This window comes from Lentzea sp. CC55 (assembly GCF_021056325.1).
Classification (GTDB): Bacteria; Actinomycetota; Actinomycetes; order Mycobacteriales; family Pseudonocardiaceae; genus Lentzea; species Lentzea jiangxiensis.
The window spans coordinates 1-23,710 of sequence record NZ_JAJCXE010000005.1 but is presented as its reverse complement, the minus strand read 5'-3'; the positions used below and the strand labels follow the sequence as shown (position 1 = coordinate 23,710).

General features: G+C 69.0%; 26 protein-coding genes and 3 tRNA genes. 25 read left to right on the top strand and 4 right to left on the bottom strand.

Translation table 11 applies throughout. From position 1 onward, the window contains the following. Positions 1-70 precede the first annotated feature (70 nt). Positions 71-496: a carboxymuconolactone decarboxylase family protein gene (locus tag L6E10_RS03640; RefSeq protein WP_236216775.1), complete on the top strand. Its 426-nt coding sequence runs from the start codon at positions 71-73 to the stop codon at positions 494-496. 111 nt (positions 497-607) lie between these two features. On the opposite strand, the gene L6E10_RS03635 is transcribed toward L6E10_RS03640, so the two are convergent. Continuing rightward, on the bottom strand, positions 608-817 hold the full coding sequence (locus L6E10_RS03635) for a hypothetical protein (RefSeq protein WP_236216773.1): 210 nt from the start codon (positions 815-817) through the stop codon (positions 608-610). A gap of 139 nt (positions 818-956) precedes the next feature. Further along, positions 957-1,775, bottom strand: coding sequence for a GNAT family N-acetyltransferase (locus L6E10_RS40665; RefSeq protein WP_236216771.1), 819 nt, complete (start codon positions 1,773-1,775; stop codon positions 957-959). Positions 1,776-1,805: 30 nt separating this feature from the next. On the opposite strand from L6E10_RS40665, the gene L6E10_RS03625 reads away from it, so the two are divergent. From L6E10_RS03625 to rplA, 12 genes are all read left to right on the top strand, one after another. Beyond that, positions 1,806-2,558, top strand: coding sequence for a PhzF family phenazine biosynthesis protein (locus tag L6E10_RS03625; protein WP_236216769.1), 753 nt, complete (start codon positions 1,806-1,808; stop codon positions 2,556-2,558). Positions 2,559-2,718: 160 nt separating this feature from the next. Further along, positions 2,719-5,325 carry a bifunctional diguanylate cyclase/phosphodiesterase gene (locus tag L6E10_RS03620; protein WP_236216767.1) on the top strand — a complete coding sequence of 869 codons (2,607 nt, stop codon included), beginning with the start codon at positions 2,719-2,721 and terminating at the stop codon, positions 5,323-5,325. A 74-nt stretch (positions 5,326-5,399) separates the two neighbouring features. After that, positions 5,400-5,475 (top strand) — tRNA-Thr (locus L6E10_RS03615). A gap of 43 nt (positions 5,476-5,518) precedes the next feature. Beyond that, positions 5,519-5,591, top strand: a tRNA-Met gene (locus tag L6E10_RS03610). Positions 5,592-5,790: 199 nt separating this feature from the next. After that, the gene (gene rpmG / locus L6E10_RS03605) at positions 5,791-5,955 is read left to right on the top strand and encodes a 50S ribosomal protein L33 (RefSeq protein ID WP_015105301.1); all 165 of its coding nucleotides are present in this window, start codon (positions 5,791-5,793) and stop codon (positions 5,953-5,955) included. Between the two features lie 91 nt (positions 5,956-6,046). Further along, a complete protein-coding gene (locus L6E10_RS03600) occupies positions 6,047-6,496 on the top strand; it encodes a MaoC family dehydratase N-terminal domain-containing protein (protein WP_236216765.1) in 450 nt (149 codons plus the stop codon). Further along, positions 6,493-6,900 (top strand): MaoC/PaaZ C-terminal domain-containing protein, encoded by a 408-nt coding sequence (locus L6E10_RS03595; RefSeq protein WP_236216763.1) that lies wholly within the window; start codon positions 6,493-6,495, stop codon positions 6,898-6,900. Before L6E10_RS03600 ends, L6E10_RS03595 begins: the two co-directional genes overlap by 4 nt. 236 nt (positions 6,901-7,136) lie before the next feature. Continuing rightward, a tRNA-Trp gene (locus L6E10_RS03590) sits at positions 7,137-7,209 on the top strand. Between the two features lie 34 nt (positions 7,210-7,243). Continuing rightward, complete coding sequence (secE, locus tag L6E10_RS03585; protein WP_236216762.1) at positions 7,244-7,657, top strand: preprotein translocase subunit SecE; 414 nt, start codon at positions 7,244-7,246, stop codon at positions 7,655-7,657. A 40-nt stretch (positions 7,658-7,697) separates the two neighbouring features. Then, the gene (gene nusG / locus L6E10_RS03580; RefSeq protein ID WP_236216760.1) at positions 7,698-8,504 is read left to right on the top strand and encodes a transcription termination/antitermination protein NusG; all 807 of its coding nucleotides are present in this window, start codon (positions 7,698-7,700) and stop codon (positions 8,502-8,504) included. An 85-nt stretch (positions 8,505-8,589) separates the two neighbouring features. After that, positions 8,590-9,024: a 50S ribosomal protein L11 gene (gene rplK / locus L6E10_RS03575; protein ID WP_053733180.1), complete on the top strand. Its 435-nt coding sequence runs from the start codon at positions 8,590-8,592 to the stop codon at positions 9,022-9,024. Between the two features lie 81 nt (positions 9,025-9,105). Beyond that, a complete protein-coding gene (rplA, locus tag L6E10_RS03570; RefSeq protein ID WP_236216758.1) occupies positions 9,106-9,816 on the top strand; it encodes a 50S ribosomal protein L1 in 711 nt (236 codons plus the stop codon). A 63-nt stretch (positions 9,817-9,879) separates the two neighbouring features. Here rplA and L6E10_RS03565 read toward each other — a convergent pair whose 3' ends face one another. Continuing rightward, positions 9,880-10,851: a GlxA family transcriptional regulator gene (locus tag L6E10_RS03565; protein WP_236216756.1), complete on the bottom strand. Its 972-nt coding sequence runs from the start codon at positions 10,849-10,851 to the stop codon at positions 9,880-9,882. An 85-nt stretch (positions 10,852-10,936) separates the two neighbouring features. On the opposite strand from L6E10_RS03565, the gene L6E10_RS03560 reads away from it, so the two are divergent. Next, a complete protein-coding gene (locus L6E10_RS03560) occupies positions 10,937-11,818 on the top strand; it encodes an NAD(P)-dependent oxidoreductase (protein ID WP_236216755.1) in 882 nt (293 codons plus the stop codon). Positions 11,819-11,857: 39 nt separating this feature from the next. On the opposite strand, the gene L6E10_RS03555 is transcribed toward L6E10_RS03560, so the two are convergent. Continuing rightward, on the bottom strand, positions 11,858-12,583 hold the full coding sequence (locus tag L6E10_RS03555) for a hypothetical protein (RefSeq protein WP_236216753.1): 726 nt from the start codon (positions 12,581-12,583) through the stop codon (positions 11,858-11,860). A 245-nt stretch (positions 12,584-12,828) separates the two neighbouring features. Here L6E10_RS03555 and rplJ point away from each other — a divergent pair, with 245 nt between their 5' ends. The 11 genes from rplJ to L6E10_RS03500 all read left to right on the top strand — a co-directional run bounded on the left by rplJ (position 12,829) and on the right by L6E10_RS03500 (position 23,704). Further along, positions 12,829-13,383, top strand: coding sequence for a 50S ribosomal protein L10 (gene rplJ / locus L6E10_RS03550; RefSeq protein WP_236216751.1), 555 nt, complete (start codon positions 12,829-12,831; stop codon positions 13,381-13,383). 56 nt (positions 13,384-13,439) lie between these two features. Beyond that, positions 13,440-13,826, top strand: a complete 387-nt coding sequence (gene rplL, locus L6E10_RS03545; RefSeq protein ID WP_236216749.1) for a 50S ribosomal protein L7/L12 — start codon at positions 13,440-13,442, stop codon at positions 13,824-13,826. Between the two features lie 352 nt (positions 13,827-14,178). Beyond that, positions 14,179-15,246 carry an ABC transporter ATP-binding protein gene (locus tag L6E10_RS03540; RefSeq protein ID WP_236216747.1) on the top strand — a complete coding sequence of 356 codons (1,068 nt, stop codon included), beginning with the start codon at positions 14,179-14,181 and terminating at the stop codon, positions 15,244-15,246. Beyond that, complete coding sequence (locus L6E10_RS03535) at positions 15,243-16,025, top strand: ABC transporter permease (protein ID WP_090094684.1); 783 nt, start codon at positions 15,243-15,245, stop codon at positions 16,023-16,025. The genes L6E10_RS03540 and L6E10_RS03535 overlap by 4 nt, the downstream gene beginning before the upstream one ends. Further along, positions 16,025-16,834, top strand: coding sequence for an ABC transporter permease (locus tag L6E10_RS03530; RefSeq protein WP_090065886.1), 810 nt, complete (start codon positions 16,025-16,027; stop codon positions 16,832-16,834). The genes L6E10_RS03535 and L6E10_RS03530 overlap by 1 nt, the downstream gene beginning before the upstream one ends. After that, entirely contained in the window at positions 16,831-18,138 is a 1,308-nt protein-coding gene (locus L6E10_RS03525; protein ID WP_236216745.1) for an MCE family protein, read from the top strand. Before L6E10_RS03530 ends, L6E10_RS03525 begins: the two co-directional genes overlap by 4 nt. Beyond that, positions 18,135-19,166 carry an MCE family protein gene (locus L6E10_RS03520; protein WP_236216743.1) on the top strand — a complete coding sequence of 344 codons (1,032 nt, stop codon included), beginning with the start codon at positions 18,135-18,137 and terminating at the stop codon, positions 19,164-19,166. Before L6E10_RS03525 ends, L6E10_RS03520 begins: the two co-directional genes overlap by 4 nt. After that, positions 19,163-20,164 (top strand): MCE family protein, encoded by a 1,002-nt coding sequence (locus tag L6E10_RS03515; RefSeq protein WP_236216742.1) that lies wholly within the window; start codon positions 19,163-19,165, stop codon positions 20,162-20,164. The genes L6E10_RS03520 and L6E10_RS03515 overlap by 4 nt, the downstream gene beginning before the upstream one ends. Continuing rightward, positions 20,161-21,327: an MCE family protein gene (locus L6E10_RS03510; RefSeq protein WP_236216740.1), complete on the top strand. Its 1,167-nt coding sequence runs from the start codon at positions 20,161-20,163 to the stop codon at positions 21,325-21,327. Before L6E10_RS03515 ends, L6E10_RS03510 begins: the two co-directional genes overlap by 4 nt. Before the next feature lie 11 nt (positions 21,328-21,338). Further along, positions 21,339-22,478, top strand: coding sequence for an MCE family protein (locus tag L6E10_RS03505; protein ID WP_236216738.1), 1,140 nt, complete (start codon positions 21,339-21,341; stop codon positions 22,476-22,478). Continuing rightward, complete coding sequence (locus L6E10_RS03500; RefSeq protein WP_236216736.1) at positions 22,475-23,704, top strand: MCE family protein; 1,230 nt, start codon at positions 22,475-22,477, stop codon at positions 23,702-23,704. Before L6E10_RS03505 ends, L6E10_RS03500 begins: the two co-directional genes overlap by 4 nt. The last annotated feature ends 6 nt before the right edge of the window (positions 23,705-23,710 follow it).

The following is a 23,710-nucleotide window of genomic DNA, read 5'->3' as shown; positions in this document are numbered from 1 at the left end:
AACCTGTCACACCTCCGCCGCCCGCCGGGTCGAGAGGGCGGAAGACGAAGAGACGACAGGGAGAACGACGATGAGGATCGCCAACCCGATCATGTCCGTGCCCGGCGCGATGAAGGCACTGCTGGACCTGTCCGAGGCCGCGGCCGCCACGGGCCTCGACGGGAACTACGTGGAGCTGATCTGCCTGCGCGTCAGCATCATGAACGGCTGCGGCACGTGCATCGACTACCACACCAAGCTGCTGCGCAAGGCGAACGTGGCGGACGAGAAGGTCTACGCCGTCGCGGGGTGGCGGGACGTGCCGTACTACACCGACGCCGAGAAGGCCGGATTCGCTCTCGCGGAGCAGATCACGCGCGTGCACGTGAGCGACGACGTCTGGGACGAGGCGGCGAAGCACTACTCCGACGACCAGCTCGCGGGTCTCGTGATCGCGATCGGCGCCATCAACTTCTGGAACCGGATGAACGTCGCGACCGGGCAGAAGGTCGCTTGAGGAAGAGTGAGGCCGGCGCGCAAGAGCTTCCTCTCTCTTGCGTGCCGGCCTCAGCGCGCAGCATACCTCATATCGAACAAATGTTCGATCATCAGGTGATCGACGCGCCGGTCAGCTGGCGGCGAGTGCCGCCCGGCCGTCGTCGGTCAGTTCCGCGCCGACGCGCAGGCCGAAGCTGGTCGGCCGCGAGGGTCGCAGCAGTCCGGCGTGCACGAGGTCGTGCGTCGCCATCTGGTCGCAGCAGGGGAGTCCGTCGACGTAGAGCTCGGGCTCCACGCCGCCTGTCACCTCGGCACGTCCTGCGGCGACAGCCCGCAGCATCGCCCTCGCTCTTCCGCTGAGTTCCATCTCGACCCCCCAGGAGTGGTGTCCGAATCGCTTACCCCTTTGTCGAATTAGAGGCCGGATTCGTTCCACAAGTACGGGCTCGTCGGCTTCTTCCCTTGTGCGAACGGCTGGATCATGTCTCATTAGGCCGTTCGGGGAGCGCAGACACGCCGGGGGACGAGCGCAGCGCGGGGCGGCGGACCCACACCGTCCACCGCGGGCGGTAGCCGTGGGAGTACCAGAACGGTGTCGGGCGCGGGTTCGGCAGGGCGTGGTGGAGCAGGGTCGACGCCACTCCGGCGCGGTCGAGGACGTCGTGCGCGTGTGCCGTCAGGACACTCCCGGCGCCTGTGCCGCGTGCGTCCGGCCGAACACCCAGGTGCGCCAAGTACGCGAACGGCCGCGCGGAGGCGAACCGCTCCATCCACCCCGCGTGCTCCGGCATGTCGACGTAAAGCATGCCGACGGGCGTGTCGCCGTGGAGCGCGAGCCACATCGCCTCGTGGTCTCGGTCGAGCACCTCGGCGAGCGCGGTCCTCAGGTGCTCCGCGGTGTTCGCGCGTTCGGTCACCATGCCGAACGCGGAGTCGTACCGGACCGTGTGCAGGTTCAGTTCGACCGCCACGTCCAGGTCGGCCTTCGTCGCCGGGCGGAGGCCGACCTCGGCCGGCCGCGACGGCACCGGCGTCCCGGCGCGGCGCTCGGCGATCACGGTGAGCGGGGCGAAGCCGTGGCGGAGCAAGGGCGGGGTCTCGGAGACCTCGTGGCTCGGCACCGTCACGAGCGCGGCGGTGTCGGGGTCGTCGAGGCCCGTCAGCCGGGCCTCCCACTCGTCGAGCAACGCGGGCAGGTCGCAGCCCGGCTGCCAGGTGAGCCTGTGCGTGCGCAACGGCCCCCACGTCGCCGCCAGGGAGTCCAGACCGGTTTCGGTGTAGGAGAAGATCTCGGTCACGCCCCATCCGAGCATGGCAGGGTCGGCCGTGTGGAGATCTTCGTCGTGGATTCGTTCACCAGCAGGCCCTTCGCGGGCAACCCCGCCGGGGTCGTCCTCCTGACCGAGCCGCGCGACGACGCCTGGATGCAGCGGGTCGCCGCCGAGATGAAGCACGCCGAGACCGCGTTCGTCACCCCGGACAACCACCTCCGCTGGTTCACGCCGGAGGTCGAGGTGGACCTCTGCGGGCACGCCACGCTCGCCACCGCGCACGTGCTGGGCGGGGACCAGGAGTTCACCACGCGTAGCGGGGTGCTCACATGCGCAAACGACGATGGGTGGGTGCGGATGGACTTCCCGGCGGACCCGCCAGAGTTGACTGACCCGCCAATCGGTCTAGCGGAAGCGCTGCCACATGCGACGATCAAGTCCGTGGCGCGCGGGCGCTTCGACTTCCTGGTGGAGCTGGAGAGCGCCGCGGAAGTCCGCTCCGTGCGACCCGACGTCCAAGGACTGGCACAAATCCGGTCACGCGGAGTGATCGTCACGGCCGTCGGCGACGGGGAGGCGGACATCGTCAGCCGGTGCTTCTACCCGGCCGTCGGCGTCCCGGAGGACCCCGTCACCGGTTCGGCCCACTGCACGCTTGCGTCCTATTGGGTGCCTCGGCTCCAGCGCGCTGACCTGCTCGCGGAGCAGGCGTCGCCGCGCGGGGGCTTCGTCAGGGCGACCCTCGGCCAAGATCGCGTGCTGCTCGCGGGCCAGGCCGTGACGGTGCTTCGGGGACGCCTGAGCGTCTAATCACGTCTGGGTGAATCGATGTCACCAAACGTGCTCGACCTGCCATTTCGTACCCCGAGAGGGGTACATTGGTGCCCCTGGAGGGGTCCTGATCGCGAAGTGCGGGACCCCTCAGTCACGCCCAGAGGTCCCCCCACACCCAGGCCGACGAGGAGGCTGGATGTCCGACCGAGCGTCGGCCCCCGTGTCGGACTCGGCCGCCTGGTCGGCCAAGTCGACCAACCGCGCGTTCAGCGCGTTCGCCATCACCCTCCTGGTGGCCGGCGTGGTCTGCGCGGGCATGGTCGCGGCGTGGCTCCCGGAGAAGGAGAACACCTCCCTCTTCTGGATCGGCCCCCTCCTCGTCGTCGGCTTCCTGCTGGCGGAACAGCTCGCGATCAACGTCGACGTCCGCAGCGGCGTCGCGTGGACGATCTCCTTCACCGAGATCCCGCTGGTCCTGGGCCTGCTGGTCGCCCCGTTCGAGATAGTGCTCGCCGCGCACGTGGTCGCGGGCGTCGGCACGTTGCTCGGCAGGCGGATCCTCGACCGCGCCGTCTACAACGCGGGCCTGATGTTCATGGAGATCTCCGTGGCCTTCGCGGCCGCGGAGGCGGTGAACCGGATGATCGGCGCCGGTGGCCCGTTCTGGGCGGGCGCCTTCGTCGGCACGATCACCGTGCCGCTCCTCGCGAGCGTGCTCGGCCTCTGCGCGTTGCGCCTCATGGGCAAGTCGATGCGCGTGGGCAACAGCGTCCGTCTCGTGCTGCAGACGCTCGTCGTGGCGCTGCTGAACACCTCCGCCGGCCTCGTCGGCTTCCAGATCGTCTCCACCACCGAGTGGGGCGGCGTCCTCATCTTCCTGGTGCTCGCGGGCATCGTGGCCACCTACCTCGCCTACTCCGGGCTCCTGCGCGAGCAGCGCGACCTCGAGGCGCTGAGCGAGGTCAGCCTGCGCGTCGCGAGGTCGGGACAGCACGGCACCGGCCCCCGCCAGCCCGACGACGACCTCACGACGGGCGTCGAAGAGGACGAGTGGCAGCTCATCGCGGAACGCATCCGCGAGCAGCTCAACGCCAACAGGGTCGTGCTGCGCCTGCGCACCGACCCGCAGGAAGCCATGATCACCCTCGTCGCCGGCGAACCGCTGCCGGAGGAGATGACGGCGACGGACCCGCGTGCCGTGCGCGAGGACCCCGTCCTCCAGCTTCCGGGCACGCACGTCCGCTACTACCGCGTGGCCGACGCGACCGAGGACATCACCGAGGCCTTGCTGCGCCGCGACGCCCAGGAGGCGCTCGTCGTCCCGTTGCGCGGCGCCACCCAGCTGCTCGGCGCCGTCGAGGCCCACGACCGGCTGTCCCGCTGGCGCGGCTTCGGCAAGGCCGACATCCAGCTGCTGCGGACCCTGGCCTCGCACCTCGCGACGGCCGTCGACAACCGCCGCCTGCTCGCCAGGCTGCGCCACGACGCCTACCACGACCCGCTGACCGGCCTGCTGAACCGGCCGGGCTTCCGCGAGGCCTGCGCCGAGCCGCTGCGCGAGTCCCGGGGCGGAGTGGTGCTGCGCATAGACCTCGACATCCTGTCGACCGTGTCCGACGCGCTGGGCCAGGCCTGGGGCAACCGGATGGTGGTCGCGGCCGGACGCCGGCTGCGCGACGCCCTCGGCGCCGACGTGCCGCTCGCACGCCTGGAGGGTGGCGCGTTCGCCGCCTACCTCGACGACGACCGCGCCGCCACGGCCCGCGAGACCGCCGAACGCCTGCGCGCCGGCCTGTCCGTGCCGTACCCGGTCGACCGGCTCACCGTCGAGGCCTCCGCGGTCGTCGGCTACGCGTCGAAGGCCGACTCCGAGACCGAGGACCCGGACCCCGACGTGTTGCTGCAACGCGCGGACGTCGCCGTGCGCGCAACGTCCGAGGGCACGCCCGTGAAGGCCTACGCGCCGTCGATGGGCCACCTGTTCCTGCGCCGCTTCCAGCTCGTCACGCAGTTCCGCCAGGCCGTCGAGACCGGCCAGATCTCGGTGCACTACCAGCCGAAGGTCGCCCTGCCGTCACGTCAGGTCGTGGGCGCGGAGGCCCTGGTGCGCTGGACGCACCCGGAGTTCGGCCGCGTCGACCCGGACGAGTTCGTGCCGGCCGTCGAGGCCACCGGGCTCGTGGACGTGCTGACCGACTTCGTGATGGACCGGGCGCTGGAACGCGTGCGCCGCTGGCTCGACCGCGGCCTGCGCATGTCCATCGCGGTCAACCTCTCGGTCCGCACGCTGGGCGACGAGGACTTCCCGAACCGCGTCGAGGCCGCTCTGCGCCGCCACGACGTGCCGTCGGGCCTGCTGACCTTCGAGCTCACCGAGTCGGGCGTCATGGCCGACCCCGAACGCGCCCTGCCGGTGCTGCGGCGCCTGCACGCGATCGGCGTCGTGCTGGCCGTCGACGACTTCGGCACCGGCTACTCGTCCCTGGCGTACCTGAGGCAGCTGCCGGTCGACGAGGTGAAGATCGACAAGTCGTTCGTGCTCGGGATGGGCACGGATCTCGGCGACATGGCCGTGGTCCGGTCGATCGTCGAGCTCGGGCACTCGCTCGGTCTGGTCGTCGTGGCCGAGGGCGTGGAAGACGACGCCGCGCGCGACCAGCTGGTCGGCATGGGCTGCGATGTCGCGCAGGGCTACCTGATCTCCCGGCCGCTGTCCGAGGACCGCTTCGAGGCCTGGCTGCGGGCGCGAACGGTGCAGGTCAGGGGTGCTCGGGATGAGACGGTGCTCACCTTGGTCCACTAAAGGGACCCCCGGATTTCGTTCTCGGTGGACGCGTGTTGTAGAGTTCTCCTCGCTCGGCAAGAACGAAAGAGCAAGCCCCTTTAGCTCAGTCGGCAGAGCGTCTCCATGGTAAGGAGAAGGTCTACGGTTCGATTCCGTAAAGGGGCTCCACGACTCGGCCGCAGTGCAGTGCGCTGCGGCTTGTGTTGTGTAAAGCGGTGTAGCTCAGTTGGTAGAGCAAGCGGCTCATAATCGCTGTGTCGCCGGTTCAAGTCCGGCCACCGCTACGTGAGTGGGTGAGGATGGCTGGCGGAGAGCGCCAGCCATCCTCACTCCGCCATGATTTTGGGGCCGAGCCCCCATACCCCCGGTACGCAGGTTCACCGGGAAGCATTGCCAGGGCAGCGTCTTGTTGCCCGCCCCGCCAGACGGTAAGCCCGGACTGGGTTACACGGGGTCTCATGTGCTCTCAGGAAGGCAAGGACCGTGGCTGCAACCGACGTACGCCCCAAGATCACCCTCGCGTGCGAGGAGTGCAAGCACCGGAACTACATCACCAGGAAGAACCGGCGCAACGACCCGGACCGCCTGGAGATCAAGAAGTTCTGCCCGAACTGCAAGACGCACCGCGCGCACAAGGAAACCCGCTGAGCGCGTAGCAGTCTTCGGCGAAGCCCGTCCCGCACCCCGGGGCGGGCTTCGTCGTTTCTGCGGCGTCCGAGGGGCCCTATAGGCTGCTCAGGTGCCTCTCGACCCCGCTTTCACCGGACGTAGTTATCCGCCGTCGCAGCCGTACGACGTGAGCCGCGAGAAGATCCGCGAGTTCGCCGACGCGATCGGCGCGACCAGCCCGGCCTACCGCGACGCCGAAGCCGCGAAGGCGTTGGGGCACAGGGACGTCATCGCCCCGCCGACGTTCGCGATCGTCGTGTCGATGAAGACGAACGAGACGGTCATGTTCGACCCGGAGCTGCAGCTCGACTACAGCCGCGTCGTGCACGGCGACCAGAACTTCACCCACCACCGGCCCATCACCGCGGGCGACCAGCTCGTCAGCGTGGCGCACATCGACTCCATCACGTCCCGCATGGGCAACGACATGGTGACCGTGCGGACCGAGATCAGCACGGTCGACGGCGAGCTCGTCGCCACCGCCAAGTCGATGCTCGTCGTGAGGGGACAGGACGCATGACCGTCGAAGTGGGCACCGAGCTGCCGGCGCTGTCCGTGCGCCTCACGCGAGCCGACCTGGTGCGCTACGCGGGCGCCTCGCTGGACTTCAACCCCATCCACTGGAACGAGAAGACCGCGAAGGACGTCGGCCTCCCGGACGTCATCGCGCACGGCATGCTGACGATGGCCGTGGCGTCGCGGATCGTCGCCGAGTGGGTCGGCGACCCCGGCGCGATCGTCGAGTACGGCTGCCGCTTCGGACGGCCGGTCGTCGTGCCGAACGACGACGAGGGCGCGCTGGTCGAGGTCACCGCGAAGGTCACCAAGGACTTCGGGGACGGAACTGTGAAGGTCAACATCAACGCGGCTTTTGACGGCAAGTCGGTGTTGACGGGCGCCTTCGCCCGCGTGCGCGTCGCGTGATCTTGTGATCAAGAACACCACCGGGTCACCCGGTCCGGTGGTGTTTGCCGTGCTCACGGGATGTCCGGGCCCGCGGGCGCCCTCGGTTGCACGACCCTGATTCGTGTTCTCGGCCCACGTGTGGGTAGGCTGTGCGACAGGCCGCTCGGCAGGTGATTGAGCGGTCTGGTTGGAATGGACGGGACAGCCTCCCGTACACTTCCTGCTTGGCCAGGGGATCCCGATCGGGATCTCGAAGGGGTGTAGCTCAACTGGCAGAGCAGCGGTCTCCAAAACCGCAGGTTGCAGGTTCAAGTCCTGTCGCCCCTGCTGTCGAAGCGTCATGGGTGGAGTGGAGGACGGCATGAGCGAGGGCCGCGAGCAGGACCAGCCGGAGGAGCGCGAAGGCGCTGTCCGGCCGTCCACTGCTGCGGCGCGGCGTGAACGTCGTGCCTCCTCTCGCCCGGCCGCCCGCAAGGACGGCAGCAGCGCTGAGTCGAAGAAGAGCGTCCTCAAGGCCGACACCTCGGACGAGGACGTGAAGAAGGGTCGCCCGACCAAGACCCGTGAAGGACAGGAGAAGCGTCCCTCGCTGATCGGGCGGGTCTTCCGCTACATCCGCGAGGTCGTCGGCGAACTCCGCAAGGTGATCTGGCCGACGCGCAAGCAGTTGGTCACCTACACCGGCGTCGTGCTGGTGTTCGTGGTCTTCATGGTGGCGCTGGTGTGGGCTCTCGACCTCGGCTTCGGCGCGGCTGTTTTCGAGCTGTTCGGCTGAGCCGGACAGCTGCCGCTGCAACCAGGAAGCGAGATCCACAGTGAGCTCCGACAACGGCGTTGACGCCCAGGAGAAGACCGACCTCATCGACGACGAGGTGTCCGAGGACACCACCGCCGACGAGACGGTCGAGTCGGAGGCTGTGGACTCCGAGGACGTCGAGGACGCCGACGTCGAGGCCTCGTCCGAAGAGGACGTGGACGTTCTCGCGATCGACGAGACCCCGATCGACGAAGAGATCGCCGACCCCGCCGAAGAGCTGCGTCAGGCCCTGCGCCACGCGCCCGGCGACTGGTACGTCGTGCACTCCTACGCCGGTTACGAGAACAAGGTCAAGGCGAACCTCGAGACTCGTATCCACACCCTCGACATGGAGGACTACATCTTCCAGGTCGAGGTGCCGACCGAAGAGGTCACCGAGATCAAGAACGGCCAGCGCAAGCTGGTGCAGCGCAAGGTGCTGCCCGGCTACATCCTGGTCCGCATGGAGCTCACCGACGCGTCCTGGAGCGCCGTCCGCAACACGCCGGGCGTCACCGGGTTCGTCGGAGCCACCTCGAAGCCCTCGCCCCTCACGATCGACGAGGTGCTGAAGTTCCTGCTCCCGCAGCAGGAGCAGAAGCCGGCCGAGGGCAAGAAGGCCGCCTCCACCAGCGCACCGAAGCCGACCATCGAGGTCGACTTCGAGGTCGGCGAGTCGGTCACCGTCATGGACGGCCCGTTCGCCACGCTGCCCGCCACGATCAGCGAGGTCAACGCGGACGGCCAGAAGCTGAAGGTCCTGGTGTCGATCTTCGGCCGGGAGACGCCGGTCGAGCTGTCGTTCAGCCAGGTCTCCAAGATCTGAGCGGTCTCCCTCCGGGACGACCGATCGGCCACGCTGCGGCTGGCAGGGCCGCGCGCGGACACCGCAATAACAGGAAGTACGGACAATGCCACCCAAGAAGAAGAAGCTGTCAGCGATCATCAAGCTGCAGATCAAGGCTGGTGCCGCCAACCCGGCGCCGCCCGTTGGTCCCGCGCTGGGTCAGCACGGCGTCAACATCATGGAGTTCTGCAAGGCCTACAACGCCGCGACCGAGTCGCAGCGCGGTCAGGTCGTGCCGGTCGAGATCTCCGTGTACGAAGACCGCTCGTTCGACTTCAAGCTCAAGACCCCTCCGGCCGCGCGACTCATCCTCGCCGCCGCGGGTGTCGACAAGGGCAGCGGCGAGCCGCACCGCCTCAAGGTCGCCAAGGTGACCATGGAGCAGGTGCGTCAGATCGCGCAGACCAAGATGGTCGACCTGAACGCGAACGACATCGACCAGGCCGCGAAGATCATCGCCGGCACCGCCCGTTCCATGGGCATCACGGTCGAAGGCTGACCACACCCTCTTTCGAGCAAGCGTGGGAGAGCCGAGCGCGGCTCATTCACCACGAACTGATCCACGGTAAGGACAGAGTTTATGAAGCGCAGCAAGGCCTACAAGGCCGCCGCCGAGCTGGTGGACCGGGAGCGGCTGTACTCGCCGCTGGAGGCCGCCAAGCTCGCCAAGGAAACGTCCAAGGTGAAGCTGGACGCGACCGTCGAGGTCGCGATTCGCCTCGGCGTCGACCCTCGCAAGGCCGACCAGATGGTCCGCGGCACCGTGAACCTGCCGCACGGTACGGGCAAGACCGCCCGCGTGATCGTCTTCGCAACCGGTGACAAGGCCGCCGAGGCCGAGGCCGCCGGTGCGGACGCCGTCGGCTCCGAGGACCTGATCGAGCGCATCCAGGGTGGCTGGCTCGACTTCGACGCCGCGATCGCGACCCCCGACCAGATGGCGAAGGTCGGCCGCATCGCCCGCATCCTCGGCCCGCGTGGCCTGATGCCGAACCCCAAGACCGGCACCGTGACCCCCGAGGTCTCCAAGGCCGTCAACGACATCAAGGGCGGAAAGATCAACTTCCGCGTTGACAAGCAGGCCAACCTGCACTTCGTCATCGGCAAGGTGTCGTTCGACTCCGAGAAGCTGGTCGAGAACTACGCTGCCGCGCTGGACGAGGTGCTCCGCGCCAAGCCGTCCGCGGCCAAGGGCCGGTACGTCAAGAAGGTCACCGTCTCCACGACGATGGGCCCCGGCATCCCGGTGGACCCGAACCGCACCCGCAACCTGCTGGTGGACGAGGCCTGAGCCTCTCCGGTTCGAGCACGACCCCGTGAAAGGCCCCCGGTTCGCCGGGGGCCTTTTCGCCGTTCAGCGCCGGAACGCCTGCCGGTGGTCGCTGGGGGACCTCCCCACGTGCTTCAGGAAGTGGTGGCGCAGGTTGTTGGCCGTGCCGATGCCGCTCAGCGCCGCGACCTTCTCCATCGGCAGGTCGGTCGACTCCAGCAGGACCTGCGCCCTGGTGATGCGTTCGCCCAGCAGCCACTGCAGCGGTGTCGTGCCGGTGGTGGCCTGGAGCCTGCGGTAGAACGTCCGGGGGCTCATCGCCGCCTTGCGGGCGAGGTCCTCGATCGTCAGCGGCTCGTCGAGGCGGGCGCGGGCCCAGTCGAGCACCGGCGCCAGGCCGTGGGCGTCACTGGTGGGGACGGACAGGTCGACGAACTGCCCGAGGTGGCCGGGGCGGTGTCCCGGCACGACCATCCGGCGGGCCAACTGGTTCGCGACGTGGGCGCCGAGGTCGCGGCGCACGAGGTGCAGGCACACGTCGAGACCCGCGGACATGCCCGCGCTGGTCAGCACGTCCCCCTCGTCGACGTAGAGCTGCGAGTCGTCGACGTGGATCTTCGGGTAGCGCTCGGCCAGCAGCGCCGTGTGCATCCAGTGCGCGGTGGCCCTCTTGCCGTCCAGCAGGCCGGCTTCGGCCAGGGCGTACGCGCCGACGCACGCCGACACGATCCGTGCGCCGTTGTCGTGAGCGGCGCGCAAGGCCGCGACCAGGTCGGGCGGCACGGGCGCGTTGTCCTCGATGACCTCGTCCGGCACCCACGACACGATGACGGTGTCCGCGCGCACGACGTCCGCAAGCTCGTGCGTGCTGTGCAGGGTGAAGCTCGGAGTGGTGGTGCCGGTGCGGTTTCCGGTGCCGCACAACCACAACTCGTACCAGGGGTCGGCGAGGTCGGGCTGGGGCGTGCCGAAGACGGCGGCGGGGATGCCCAGTTCGTAGAGGTCGGCGACGCCGAAGTCGCCGGGGACGATCAGGGCGACGGAACCAGCGCTCATGCCCGCCAGCCTATGGCAGGAATTTGGTGAAAGGGGTCATTCCGGTCACTCGCCAGAGGTGATCACCTCTGGCGAAGCTGGAGCCATGACATCTGAAGCGATCACCGTGCTGGGACTGGGCAATCTGGGACGTGCGCTGGCCGAGGCGTTCCTGCGGGGCGGGCACTCGGTCACCGTGTGGAACCGTTCCGCCGCAAAGGCTTCCGAGCTCGCGGTGGGCGGAGCGGTGGTGGCGCCGACGGTCGTCGAGGCGGTGGCGTCCGCCGATCTCGTGGTCGTCGCCGTGCTCGACCACGCGGCGGCGCGGGAGGTTCTGCGCGGGGCGGACGTGCGCGGGCGGGCGCTGGTGAACGTCACCTCCGGCACCCCGGAGGAGGCGCGCGAGATGGCCCGCTGGGCGGCGGAGCAGGGCGCCGAGTACCTGCACGGCGCCGTGTACGCCGTGCCGCAGACGATCGGGACCGCCGAGTCGTCCATCAACTACAGCGGTTCCTCCGCGGTGCACACCCGGTGGCGGGAAGTGCTGGAGCTGCTGGGAAAGGTGACGTTCCACGGGGACGACGCCGGGCGCGCGTCCGGGTTCGACGTGGCGATCCTGTCCGCGATGTACGGGTTGCTCGGCGGCTTCCTGCACGCGGCGGCGCTGGCCCGGTCGAGTGGGATCGAGGTCGCCGAGCTCACGCCGCCGCTGCTGTCGTGGCTGGCTGACCTGCGGCCCGCGCTGGTCACGTTCGCCGGCGAGATCGACAGCGGGAGCTACGCCGCGGGGGAGTCGAGCCTCGCGATGAACCAGACGGGACTGGGCATGCTCCTGCGTGCCACGCGGGCGCAGGGCGTTCCGTTCGCCGCGCTCGAGTCGGTCAAGGAGCTGGTCGACCGGCAGGTCGCCGAGGGGCACGGAACGGACAGCCTCGCCCGTGCCGTCGAGTCTTTCGAGGCGTTCCGGCGGTTTGCGGTTCGCGAATAGGAACACGGGAGGTCACCGGGGCGCGGGCCGCGCACCCGATCAACCACAGGTGCTGGGGTTCCAGTCGGTGATGACCCAGCCGGCGTTGACCTTCTCGACGACGAACGAGCCGAGCCGCGGGCCGCCCTCGACGGTCAGGGCGCAGGAGTCGATGGTGACCACGCTGGAGGTCGGGGTCTTCAGCATGTCCGGCGGGAACATGACCTGCTGGTACCTGTCGACGCTGGTCACCTGGGCCTTCAGCGTCTTGATCGCCGCCGCGCAATCGCTTGCGCCGTGGGCGTTCGCGAACTTCTGGCGGGTGTCGTCGCGCAGGAACAGCGTGCAGGCGCGGGTCGTGTCCGCGAACGAGACGTGCTTGTAGAACATGCCGACCGTGCCCTGCAGGCCCGCCGGCGCCGAGAGGCCCTGGGCGGGGCCGGTGACGCCACCGCTGTCCTGGGCGATGTCGCCGGGGTCGTCGACGCCGAAGAAGTGGTTGTAGGCCCACATCGCCGAGAAGACGACGAGCAGGAAGAACAGCGCGCGCCAGAAGATGCGGCTGCCGAGCACGACGAGCCACCAGCGCTTGCCGCCGGGCTGCCGCGGGACCTGCGGTGCCTGGCCCGTCGCCTCCTGGTAGCGCTGGAACTCCTGGAAGCGCTGGAACTCCTGGAACTGCCGCAGCTGCTCCGGGTCGATCTGCGGCGCGGGGTGCTGCGGCGCCGGGGGCTGCGGCGTGGGCGGCTGGCGGGGCGCGAGGTCCTTGCCGGGCTCGTCGGTCACACGTCACATCATGCCGATTTGGTCCGCCGCTACACAGTCGAGTACTGTTTTCGATGGTTCTACCGAAGACCGCAGGTTTTCTCCGCGAGGAGAACGAAGGCCCCGTTGCAACACGGGCGGCCCGCGCAGGGAGGACGAGGCAAAGCTTCTTGTGACGCCCCGTGCTGCTTGTGCGCGTGGGCGTTTTTGTTGTTTCGGGACCTTCTCCGATCTGTGGTCTAACCCAGCCCAGAGAGGAGGCGATCATGGCGAAGCCCAGCAAGGTTACGGCGGTCGCTGAGCTCGCGGACCAGTTCCGCACCAGCTCGGCAGCGGTTGTCACCGAGTACCGTGGCCTCTCCATGGCGCAGCTCACGACGCTGCGTCGCGCTCTCGGCGCGGGCACCAAGTACACCGTCGCGAAGAACACGCTGGTCAAGCTGGCCGCCGCGGACGCCGGCATCGAAGGCCTCGAGGCCCTCATGTCCGGTCCGACCGCCATCGCGTTCGTCGAGGGCGAGCCCGTCGACGCCGCCAAGGCGATCCGCGACTTCGCGAAGGACAACAAGGCCCTGGTCATCAAGGGCGGCTACATGGATGGCCGCCCGCTCTCGGTCGAAGAGGTCACCGCCATCGCGGACCTCGAAAGCCGTGAGGTGCTGCTCGCGAAGCTCGCGGGCGCGATGAAGGGCAACCTGGCCAAGGCCGCGGGTCTGTTCAACGCCCCGGCTTCCCAGGTCGCTCGCCTGGCTGCTGCCCTGCAGGAGAAGAAGGCCGCCACGGCTCCCGCCGCCGAGGCCGACGCTCCCGCCGAAAGCTGATCACCCGAAGACACGCCCGGCGCTTTCGCGCGGGAGATTAGAAAGGACCGCCGATCATGGCGAAGCTCAGCACCGAAGAGCTGCTCGACGCTTTCAAGGAGATGACCCTCCTGGAGCTGTCCGAGTTCGTGAAGCAGTTCGAGGAGACCTTCGAGGTCACCGCCGCGGCGCCCGTCGCCGTTGCCGCAGCGGGCCCGGCCGGCCCCGCTGCCGCCGCCGAGGAGGAGAAGGACGAGTTCACCGTCGTTCTCGAGGGCGCCGGCGAGAAGAAGATCCAGGTCATCAAGGTCGTCCGCGAGGTCGTCTCGGGCCTGGGCCTGAAGGAGGCCAAGGAGCTCGTCGAGTCCGCTCCGAAGCCGCTGCTCGAGAACGTCGCCAAGGACGTTGCCGAGGCCGCCAAGGAGAAGCTCGAGGCTGCCGGCGCCAAGATCTCGCTCAAGTGAGACCGGCCCCTTCGGGGGCTTGACCCCTCCGGGGGTCGGCGTTCTGCCTTGCAGTGCCTGAAGCGGGCGCGCACCTTTCAACGGGGGTGCACGCCCGCTTTTCGCGTTCTCCGGGTTCGCCCGGTTCGCGGGCGGCAGGCGGTGTGTTCGTAGTCACACCGGTCTCGCAAATCCCGGTTGTCAGGCGGTGGTCCCGGCGCCGGTGACCGTTTTGCGAGGTCACGCTGCGTGCTGTTATCCGACCGCAACCGTCGTTAGCCCAACTGGTGAGTAACCTGCCGCGAACGAACTCGTTGCCCCAGTGTGACGCCGATCGCCTCGGCGTCCTCGGGCCGTGTGCGGAGGTGCGTGGATGGGTGTCGAGGTGGTCGTCGAGGGTCTGACCAAGTCCTTCGGCAAGCAGACCATCTGGCAGGACGTCACGCTCACGTTGCCGCCGGGTGAGGTCAGCGTGATGCTCGGGCCGTCGGGCACGGGCAAGAGCGTGTTCCTGAAGTCGTTGGTCGGGTTGCTCAAGCCCGAGCAGGGCAAGATCGTCATCAACGGCACGGACCTCGTGCGGTGCTCCGAGCACAAGCTGTACGAGATCCGGAAGATGTTCGGCGTGCTGTTCCAGGACGGTGCGCTGTTCGGGTCGATGAACCTGTACGACAACATCGCCTTCCCGTTGCGGGAGCACACCCGCAAGACCGAGGCCGAGGTCCGGCGGATCGTCCTCGAGAAGATGGAGATGGTCGGTCTCGTCGGTGCGGAGAAGAAGCTCCCCGGTGAGATCTCCGGCGGTATGCGCAAGAGGGCCGGTTTGGCCCGTGCGCTGGTGCTCGACCCCGAGATCATCCTGTGCGACGAGCCGGACTCCGGGCTGGACCCCGTCCGGACCGCCTACCTCAGCCAGTTGCTGATCGACCTCAACGCGCAGATCGACGCGACGATCCTGATCGTCACGCACAACATCAACATCGCCCGGACCGTGCCGGACAACCTCGGGATGCTGTTCCGGCGCGAGCTCGTCATGTTCGGGCCGCGTGAGGTGCTGCTGACCAGCGACGAGCCCGTGGTCGAGCAGTTCCTGAACGGACGGCGGCTCGGGCCCATCGGCATGTCCGAGGAGAAGGACCAGGCCACGATGGCCGCCGAGCAGGCCCACGCCGACGCCGGGCACTCGGACGGGTCACCGGACGAGGACATGCGGGGCGTCGTGCCGCAGCTGGAGCCGACGCCCGGGCTGCCCTACCGGGATGCGGTGCGGCGGCGGAAGGACCGGGTCATGTCGATCATCCACCAGCTGCCGCCCGAGGCCCAGCAGGGGATCATCGCGAGCCTGACGAACGAGGAGCAGGTGCGGTACGGCGTGCACGTCGGGACGCCCGTCGCCGCTCCCGCGCCTTCCCCCTGGCCGCGGCACGGTGGTGTGCTGTGAGCACCCAGACCTTTCCCGGGGCCGGCGCCCTGCGGGAGACCGGCAAGCTGTGCCAGCTCGGGATCGACGTCGTGCGGACGTCGTTCCGGCGGCCCTTCCAGCTGCGCGAGTTCATCCAGCAGAGCTGGTTCATCGTCAGCGTGACGGTGTTGCCGACGGCGCTCGTGTCGATTCCGTTCGGCGCGGTCATCGCGCTGCAGCTCGGGTCGCTGACGCGGCAGATCGGTGCCCAGTCGTTCACGGGTGCGGCGAGCGTGCTGGCGATCATCCAGCAGGCCAGTCCGATCGTGACGGCGCTGCTCATCGCGGGCGCGGGTGGCAGCGCCATCTGCGCGGACCTCGGGTCGCGGAAGATCCGCGAGGAGATCGACGCGATGGAGGTGCTCGGCGTCAGTCCGATCCACCGGCTCGTGGTGCCGCGGGTGCTGGCGGCGATGCTGGTGTCCGTGCTGCTCAACGGCATGGTCAGCGTCGTCGGTGTGCTCGGCGGCTACTTCTTCAACGTGATCATGCAGGACGGCACGCCCGGCGCGTACCTCGCGAGCTTCTCCGCGCTGGCGCAGCTGCCCGACCTGTGGATCAGCGAGCTCAAGGCGCTGATCTTCGGGTTCATCGCGGGCATCGTCGCCGCCTACCGGGGTCTCAACCCGGCCGGTGGGCCGAAGGGCGTCGGCGACGCGGTCAACCAGGCCGTGGTCATCACGTTCCTGCTGCTGTTCTTCGTCAACTTCGTCCTCACCACGATCTACCTGCAGGTCGTGCCCGCGAAGGGGAGCTGATGGCGAACAAGGTGCTGTCCACCCTGGACGGGTTCGGCGACCAGCTGTCGTTCTACATCAAGGCGCTGGCCTGGACGCCCCGCGCGCTCAAGCGGTACTCCAAGGAGACGCTGCGGCTGCTGGCCGAGGTGAGCTTCGGCAGCGGTGCGCTCGCGGTCATCGGCGGCACGATCGGCGTGATGGTCGGGCTGAGCGTGTTCACCGGAACCGTCGTCGGCCTGCAGGGCTTCACGGCCCTCAACCAGATCGGCACGTCCGCGTTCGCGGGCTTCGTGTCCGCCTACTTCAACACCCGCGAGATCGCGCCGCTGGTCGCGGGCCTGGCCCTGAGCGCCACGGTCGGGTCCGGCTTCACGGCCCAGCTCGGCGCGATGCGGATCTCCGAGGAGATCGACGCGCTGGAGGTCATGGGCATCCCCAGCCTGCCGTTCCTCGTGACCACGCGGATCATCGCGGGCTTCGTCGCGATCATCCCGCTCTACGTGATCGGCCTGCTGACGAGCTACCTGGCGGCGAGAACGATCACCGTCGAGTTCTACGGGCAGTCGGCCGGCACGTACGACCACTACTTCAACCTGTTCCTACCGCCGATCGACGTGCTCTGGTCGTTCGGCAAGGTGCTGGTCTTCGCGGTCGTGATCATCATGACCCACTGCTACTACGGCTACCGCGCGTCCGGTGGCCCCGCCGGTGTCGGTGTCGCGGTCGGCCGCGCGGTGCGGACCGCGATCGTCACGACGGCGCTGCTCGACTTCTTCCTGAGCCTCGCGATCTGGGGCGCGACCACGACGGTGAGGATCGCCGGATGAGGAAACGCGTGCTGGGCATCGCCTTTCTCATGGCGATCGCCATGTTCCTGTCGCTCACGGTGGCGCTCTACAAGGACGTCTTCAGCGACTACGTCGAGGTCACGCTCAAGACCGACCGCATCGGCAACCAGCTGCAGACCGCGAGCGACGTCAAGGTGCGCGGGCTGATCGTCGGCTCGGTCAAGGCCGTGCGCACCAGCGGGGACGGTGCCGAGCTGGAGCTCGCGCTGCTGCCGGACAAGGTGGAGCAGATCCCCGCCAACGTCAGCGCGCGGCTGCTGCCCAAGACGTTGTTCGGCGAGCGGTACGTGAACCTCGTGCTGCCGCAGCGCAAGGGCGCGGCCATCACCGAGGGCGCGGTCATCGAGCAGGACCGCACCAGCAGCGCGATCGAGCTCGAACGCGTGCTGGACAACCTGATGCCGGTGCTGCAGGCGATCCAGCCGGAGAAGCTCGCCACCACCCTCACCGCGTTGTCGCAGGCGCTCGACGGCCGCGGCAAGCCGCTCGGCGAGACGCTGGTGTCGCTCGACTCCTACCTCGGCGAGCTCAACCCGCAGCTGCCCGCGCTGAAGGAGAACATCTCCCGGCTCGCGGACGTCTCGAACGTCTACGCGGACGCCGCGCCGGACCTGCTGCAGGCGCTCAACGACATGACCACGACGACCAGGACCGTCGTCGAGCAGCGCGACAACCTGCTGTCGCTCTACGGCACGCTGACCACGACGTCGCAGGACCTCACGAGCTTCGTCACGGTCAACAAGAACAACATCATCAACCTCGCCGGCACGAGCCGCCCGACGCTCGAGCTGCTCGCGAAGTACGCGCCCGAGTACCCCTGCCTGATCAAGGGCCTCGCGGAGTTCGAACCGATCATCAGCAAGGCGTTCGGCCAGGGCACCGGCGAGCCCGGTCTGCACATCACGCTGGAGATCACGCAGAACCGCGGCAAGTACCGGCCGAACCTCGACGAGCCCGAGTACCGCGACAAGCGCGGACCCCGCTGCTACGACCTGGTCCCGCGGCCGGACCCCTTCCCGCAGTACCCGCCGGACGGGCCGGTGCAGGACGGCTCCAGCTCACCGCCGCCCGCCCGCGTCGCGAGCGACGGGGTCCTGCCGCCCGGCTCCACCATCCCGTCGTCCGCGCGGGACGCCGTCAACCTCGCCAACTCTCCGGAGGAGGCGCGGCTGATCGCGGCGCTGTTCGGGCCCCGCGTCGGCGTCGAGCCGCAGGACATGCCGGGCTGGTCGAGCCTGCTGCTGGGACCGCTCGTGCGCGGAGCGGAGGTGACGGTCGAGTGAAGGGCGTGCTCGCACCGCTGCTCAAGCTGATCACCTTCGCGCTGGTCACGATCCTCGCCACGACGCTGCTCGCGGTGACGATCGCGAACGTGGACCTCGGCGCCGCCACGGACTACAAGGCGCAGTTCACCGACGTCACGGCGTTGAACGAGGGTGACGACGTCCGCATCGCCGGCGTCCGCGTCGGCCAGGTCGACGAGATCAGGGTCGTCGACCGCAAGACCGCCGAGGTGGCGTTCTCGATCGACGGCGACCGCAGGCTGCCGGGATCGGTGACGGCGACGATCAAGTACCGCAACCTGGTGGGGCAGCGGTACATCGCGCTGGAGTCCGGCACGGGCGACACCAGCGCCGTGCTGCCCGAGGGCGGCACGATCCCGCTGGACCGCACGAAGCCGGCGCTCGACCTCACGGTGCTGTTCAACGGCTTCAAGCCGCTCTTCCAGGCGTTGTCGCCGGAGGACGTGAACAAGCTGTCGTTCGAGATCATCCAGGTGCTGCAGGGAGAAGGCAGCACGATCGACAGCCTGCTGCGGCACACGGCGTCGCTGACCAGCACCCTCGCGAGCAAGGACGCGGTGATCGGCGAGGTCGTCGACAACCTCAACACCGCCCTCGAGACCGTGAACTCGCGCGACGAGGACTTCACCAACCTCGTCGTCACGTTGCAGACGCTGGTGTCCGGCCTCGCGCAGGACCGCCAGCCGATCGGGGACGCGATCACCGCGCTCGGCGACCTCACCCAGGCCACCTCCGGGCTGCTGGAGCAGGGGCGCGAGCCGTTGCGCAACGACATCGCGCAGCTCGGCATCGTCTCGAAGACGCTGGGGGACAGCGAGGCCGTGGTCGACGGCATGCTGCAACGCCTGCCGAACAAGCTGGAGACGATCACGCGGACCGCGACCTACGGCTCGTGGTTCAACTTCTACCTGTGCGAGGCCAGCGGCCAGGTCGCCGTGCCGCCGGTCATCAGCAACCCGATCCCGATCACGGCGCTGCCGGTGACGCAGCAGAGGTGCCGCCGATGAAGACCACCAACCCGATCAGGACCGGCGCGATCAGCCTGACGTTGATCGCCCTGCTGTTGCTGGCCGCGTTCTACTCCGACGACCTGCCGATCGTCGGCGGCGGCACGAGCTACGCCGCGGACTTCAGCGAGGCCGCGGGACTGGTGCCGGGCAACGAGGTCCGCGTCGCCGGCGTGAAGGTCGGCAAGGTCACCAAGGTGAAGCTCAACGGCGACAGGGTGCGGGTGACGTTCAAGGTCAAGGACGCCTGGGTGGGCGACCGGACGACCGCGATGATCCGCATCAAGACGTTGCTGGGCCAGAAGTTCGTGGCACTGGACCCGCAGGGCAGCCAGCCGCTGTCGCCGGGCAACCCGATCCCGAAGGAACGCACGCTCGCGCCGTACGACGTGAACGAGGCGTTCAACGGGCTCGCGACGACGGTCGGCCAGATCGACACCAAGCAGCTCGCGGACAGCTTCACGGTGCTGTCCGACACCTTCAAGAACTCGCCGGAGCACGTCCGCGGCGCGCTGGACGGCCTGTCCGCGCTGTCGAAGACGATCTCCTCGCGCGACGAGCAGCTCGCGAAGCTCCTGGACAACACCCGGCAGCTGACCAAGACGCTCGCCGACCGCAACGCGGAGTTCGAGAAGCTGCTGTCGGACGGCAACCTGCTGCTCGGCGAGCTGCGCAAGCGCCGCGAGGCGATCAGCGCGCTGCTGACCGGCACCCGCGACCTGTCCCGTGAGCTCAGCGGTCTGGTGCAGGACAACCAGAACCAGCTCAAGCCGGCCCTGGAGCAGCTCGGCCGGGTCACCGGGGTGCTGGAGCGCAACCAGGAGAACCTCGACCGCAGCCTCGCGCTGATGGCGCCGTTCTACCGGGTGTTCGCGAACACCCTGGGCAACGGTCGCTGGTTCGACACCTACATCTGCGGCCTGCTGCCGCCCTCGGTGAACCTCGGCGTCGTCGGGTTCAACGAGGAAGGCTGCCTGCCTCCGGGGGTGCGGCGATGACTGACGTGGCACAGAGCAGGGTCGGGCGCTTCATCGCGATCGCGTGCGTGCTCGCACTGGTCGTGACGGCGGCGCTCTGGTGGGTCTTCGCCGGCATGAACGGCCGCAAGGTCACCGCGCACTTCGCGGCGGCCGTCGGCGTCTACCCCGGCGGTGACGTGCGGGTGCTCGGCGTGAAGGTCGGCACGATCGACGAGGTCACGCCCGAGGGCAGGACCGCGAAGGTCGTGTTCACCCTCGACCGCGACGTGCGGGTGCCCGAGAACGCGCAGGCCGTCGTGGTCTCGCCGAGCGTGGTCAGCGACCGGTACGTGCAGCTCGCGCCCGCCTACACCGGTGGTCCCGCGCTGGGCGACGACGCCGTGATCCCGCGCGAGCGCACCGCGACGCCGGTCGAGCTGGACGAGCTGTACTCGTCGCTCGACAAGCTCACGACCGCGTTGGGACCCAACGGCGCGAACGCCGACGGGGCGCTGGCCGACCTGCTGAACTCGGCGGCGAAGAACCTCGAGGGCAACGGCCAGGCGCTCAACGACACGCTGAAGAACCTGGGCCAGGCCACGCGCACGCTGTCGGGGTCCAAGGAGGACCTGTTCGCGACCGTGGACAACCTGCAGAAGTTCACCGCGATGCTGGCGGCGAACGACAGCCAGGTGCGGGACTTCAACAAGCAGCTCGCCGACGTGTCGAAGATGCTCGCCGACGAACGCGGCGACCTCGGTGCCGCGCTCGCGGAGCTCGCCACCGCGCTGGGGCAGGTGCAGGGGTTCGTCAAGGACAACCGCGAGGTGCTCAAGTCCAACGTGGACAAGCTCGCCACGATCACGCAGGTGCTCGTGAACCAGCGGGCGGCGCTGGCCGAGACGCTCGACGTCGCCCCGCTGGCCCTGGGCAACCTGCAGAACTCCTACAACGCGGCGTCCGGCACGCTCGACACCCGCGCGAACATCAACGAGCTGAACCAGCCGCCGATCGTGCTGGTCTGCAAGCTCGTGCAGCAGGCGACGCCGAACAAGGTGCCGCCCGTGCTCGCGCAGACGTGCAAGCAGCTGGAGCCGTTGCTGACCGGCGCGATCCCGCTGAAGTCGCCGGCCGAGGTGCTGGGCGACCTGAACGCGGGCAGGCTGCCGCTGCCCCTGCCGCTCGCGGGGGTGCCCCAGTGAGGTCGGGTGCGGTGGGGAAGCTCGTGGCGGGACTGGCCGCGGTGCTGCTCGTGTCGGGCTGCGGCTCGGGTGGCTTCGACGGCGTCTACACCATGCCGCTGCCGGGCGGCGCCGACGTCGGTGACCACCCGTACCGGGTGAAGGCGCAGTTCAAGGACGTCCTCGACCTCGTGCCGCAGGCCGGCGTGAAGGTCAACGACGTCCCGGTGGGACGCGTGGAGAAGATCGACCTGGGCTCCGACGGCTGGACCGCCGAGGTGACCATGCTGGTCAACGGCGACGTGCGGCTGCCGGCCAACGCGTTCGCGAAGCTGCGCCAGTCCGCGCTGCTGGGCGAGAAGTTCGTGGAGCTCGGCAAGCCCTCCGACGCGACCGGCACGCTGGCGGACAACGCGGTGATCCCGTTGTCGAAGACCAACCGCAACCCCGAGGTCGAAGAGGTCTTCGGCGCGTTGTCGATGCTGCTCAACGGCGGTGGTGTGGCGCAGCTGCAGAACATCACCAAGGAGCTCAACGCGGCGCTGGAGGGCAACGAGCAGGAGATCCGCTCGTTGCTGGGCAACCTCACCACGTTCGTCGGGGAGCTCGACGAGCACAAGGCGGAGATCGTCCGCGCGCTCGACTCGATGAACCGGCTCGCCGGGACGCTGGCGCAGCAGCGCCAGAAGATCGCCGTCGCGCTGACCGACCTGGGGCCCGGCCTGCGCGTGCTCGCGGAACAGCGCACCCAGCTCGTGACGTTGCTGAAGTCCCTGGACACCCTCTCCGACGTCGCCACGGACACCGTGAACCGCAGCCGTGACGACATCGTGGCGGACCTGAAGGCGTTGCAGCCGACACTGACGAAGCTCGCCGAGTCGGGGCAGAACCTGCCGAAGTCGCTCGAGCTGCTGCTGACCTACCCGTTCCCGGACGAGGCGCTCGACGGCATCAAGGGCGACTACACCAACGCGTTCATCGACCTCGACCTGAACCTCGGGACGATCGTCGACAACCTGGGCCGGTCGCGGCAGTCGCCGATCGACTCGCTGCTGCCGACGCCGGGGACGCCGTTGCCGATGCCGAACATCCCGCTGCCGAACCCCGGGCAACCGACCGGGTCCGGGCTGGGCGACCTGCTCGGCGGTCTGCTGGGAGGGGGTCGCAAGTGATCCTGCGGTCGACGAAGCTCAAGATCGGCGCGTTCGTGCTGGTCGCGCTGCTGGGCATCTCGTACGTCAGCGCGACGTACGTGGGGCTGTTCAAGTCGGCGTCGACGGTGGTGACGATGCAGCTCGCCGACTCCGGCGGCATCTTCACCAACGCCGAGGTCACCTACCGCGGCGTCACGATCGGCCGGGTCGGGCAGCTGCGGCTGACCTCCGACGGCATCGAGGTCGACCTGGAGCTCGACGCGGACGCCCCGCGCGTGCCGGCCGCGACCGAGGCCGTCGTGGCCAACCGGTCCGCCGTCGGTGAGCAGTACGTGGACCTGCGGCCGAAGTCGGACGAGGGCCCGTTCCTCCAGGCCGGGTCGGTCATCCCGCGCTCGGCCACCAAGACGCCGCCGCCGGTCGACGGGCTGCTGTCGAACCTGGACGCGTTCGCGTCATCGGTGCCCACGGACTCGTTGAAGACCGTGGTCGACGAGCTGCACACGGCGTTCAACGGGACCGGTGGCGACCTCCAGCTGCTGATCGACAACACCGCCGCGTTCACGGCCGCCGCGCGCGAGCACCTGCCGCAGACCACGAAGCTGCTCGCGGACGGGCGGATCGTGCTCGGCACGCAGGCCGCCGCCGGTGGCGCCATCCGGTCGTTCAGCGGTGACCTGCGGCTGCTCGCCGAGCAGCTCAAGGCCTCCGACGGCGACCTGCGGCGGCTCATCGTCGCCGTGCCGCCCGCGTCCGAGCAGGTGTCGGCGTTGCTGAAGGAGAGCGGGCCGAACCTCGGGGTGGTCTTCGCGAACCTGCTGACCACCTCGAACATCCTCGTGACCAGGCGCGACGGTCTGGAGCAGATCGCCGTGACGTACCCGATCGCCGTCGGTGGCGGCTTCACCGTGGCGCCGGGCGACGGGACGGCCCACTTCGGGCTCGCGCTGAACGTCTTCGACCCGATGCCGTGCACGGCCGGGTACGAGGGCACGACCATCCGCACGGGCGCCGACACGTCCGCCGCGCCGCTGAACACGCAGGCCTACTGCGCTCTGGCGCGCGGGTCGGCGACGTCGGTGCGAGGCTCGCAGAACGCGCCGTACGGAGGAACGCCGACCACACCGGTGGGCAACGCGACGACGCAGCCCGGTCAGGAGCCCGCCGGGCAGCAGGCGGCGCCCGAGGTGCCGCTGCTGACGTCGCTGGGCCAGCTGCTCGGTTTGCCAGAGGAGAAGAAGTAGTGCGGA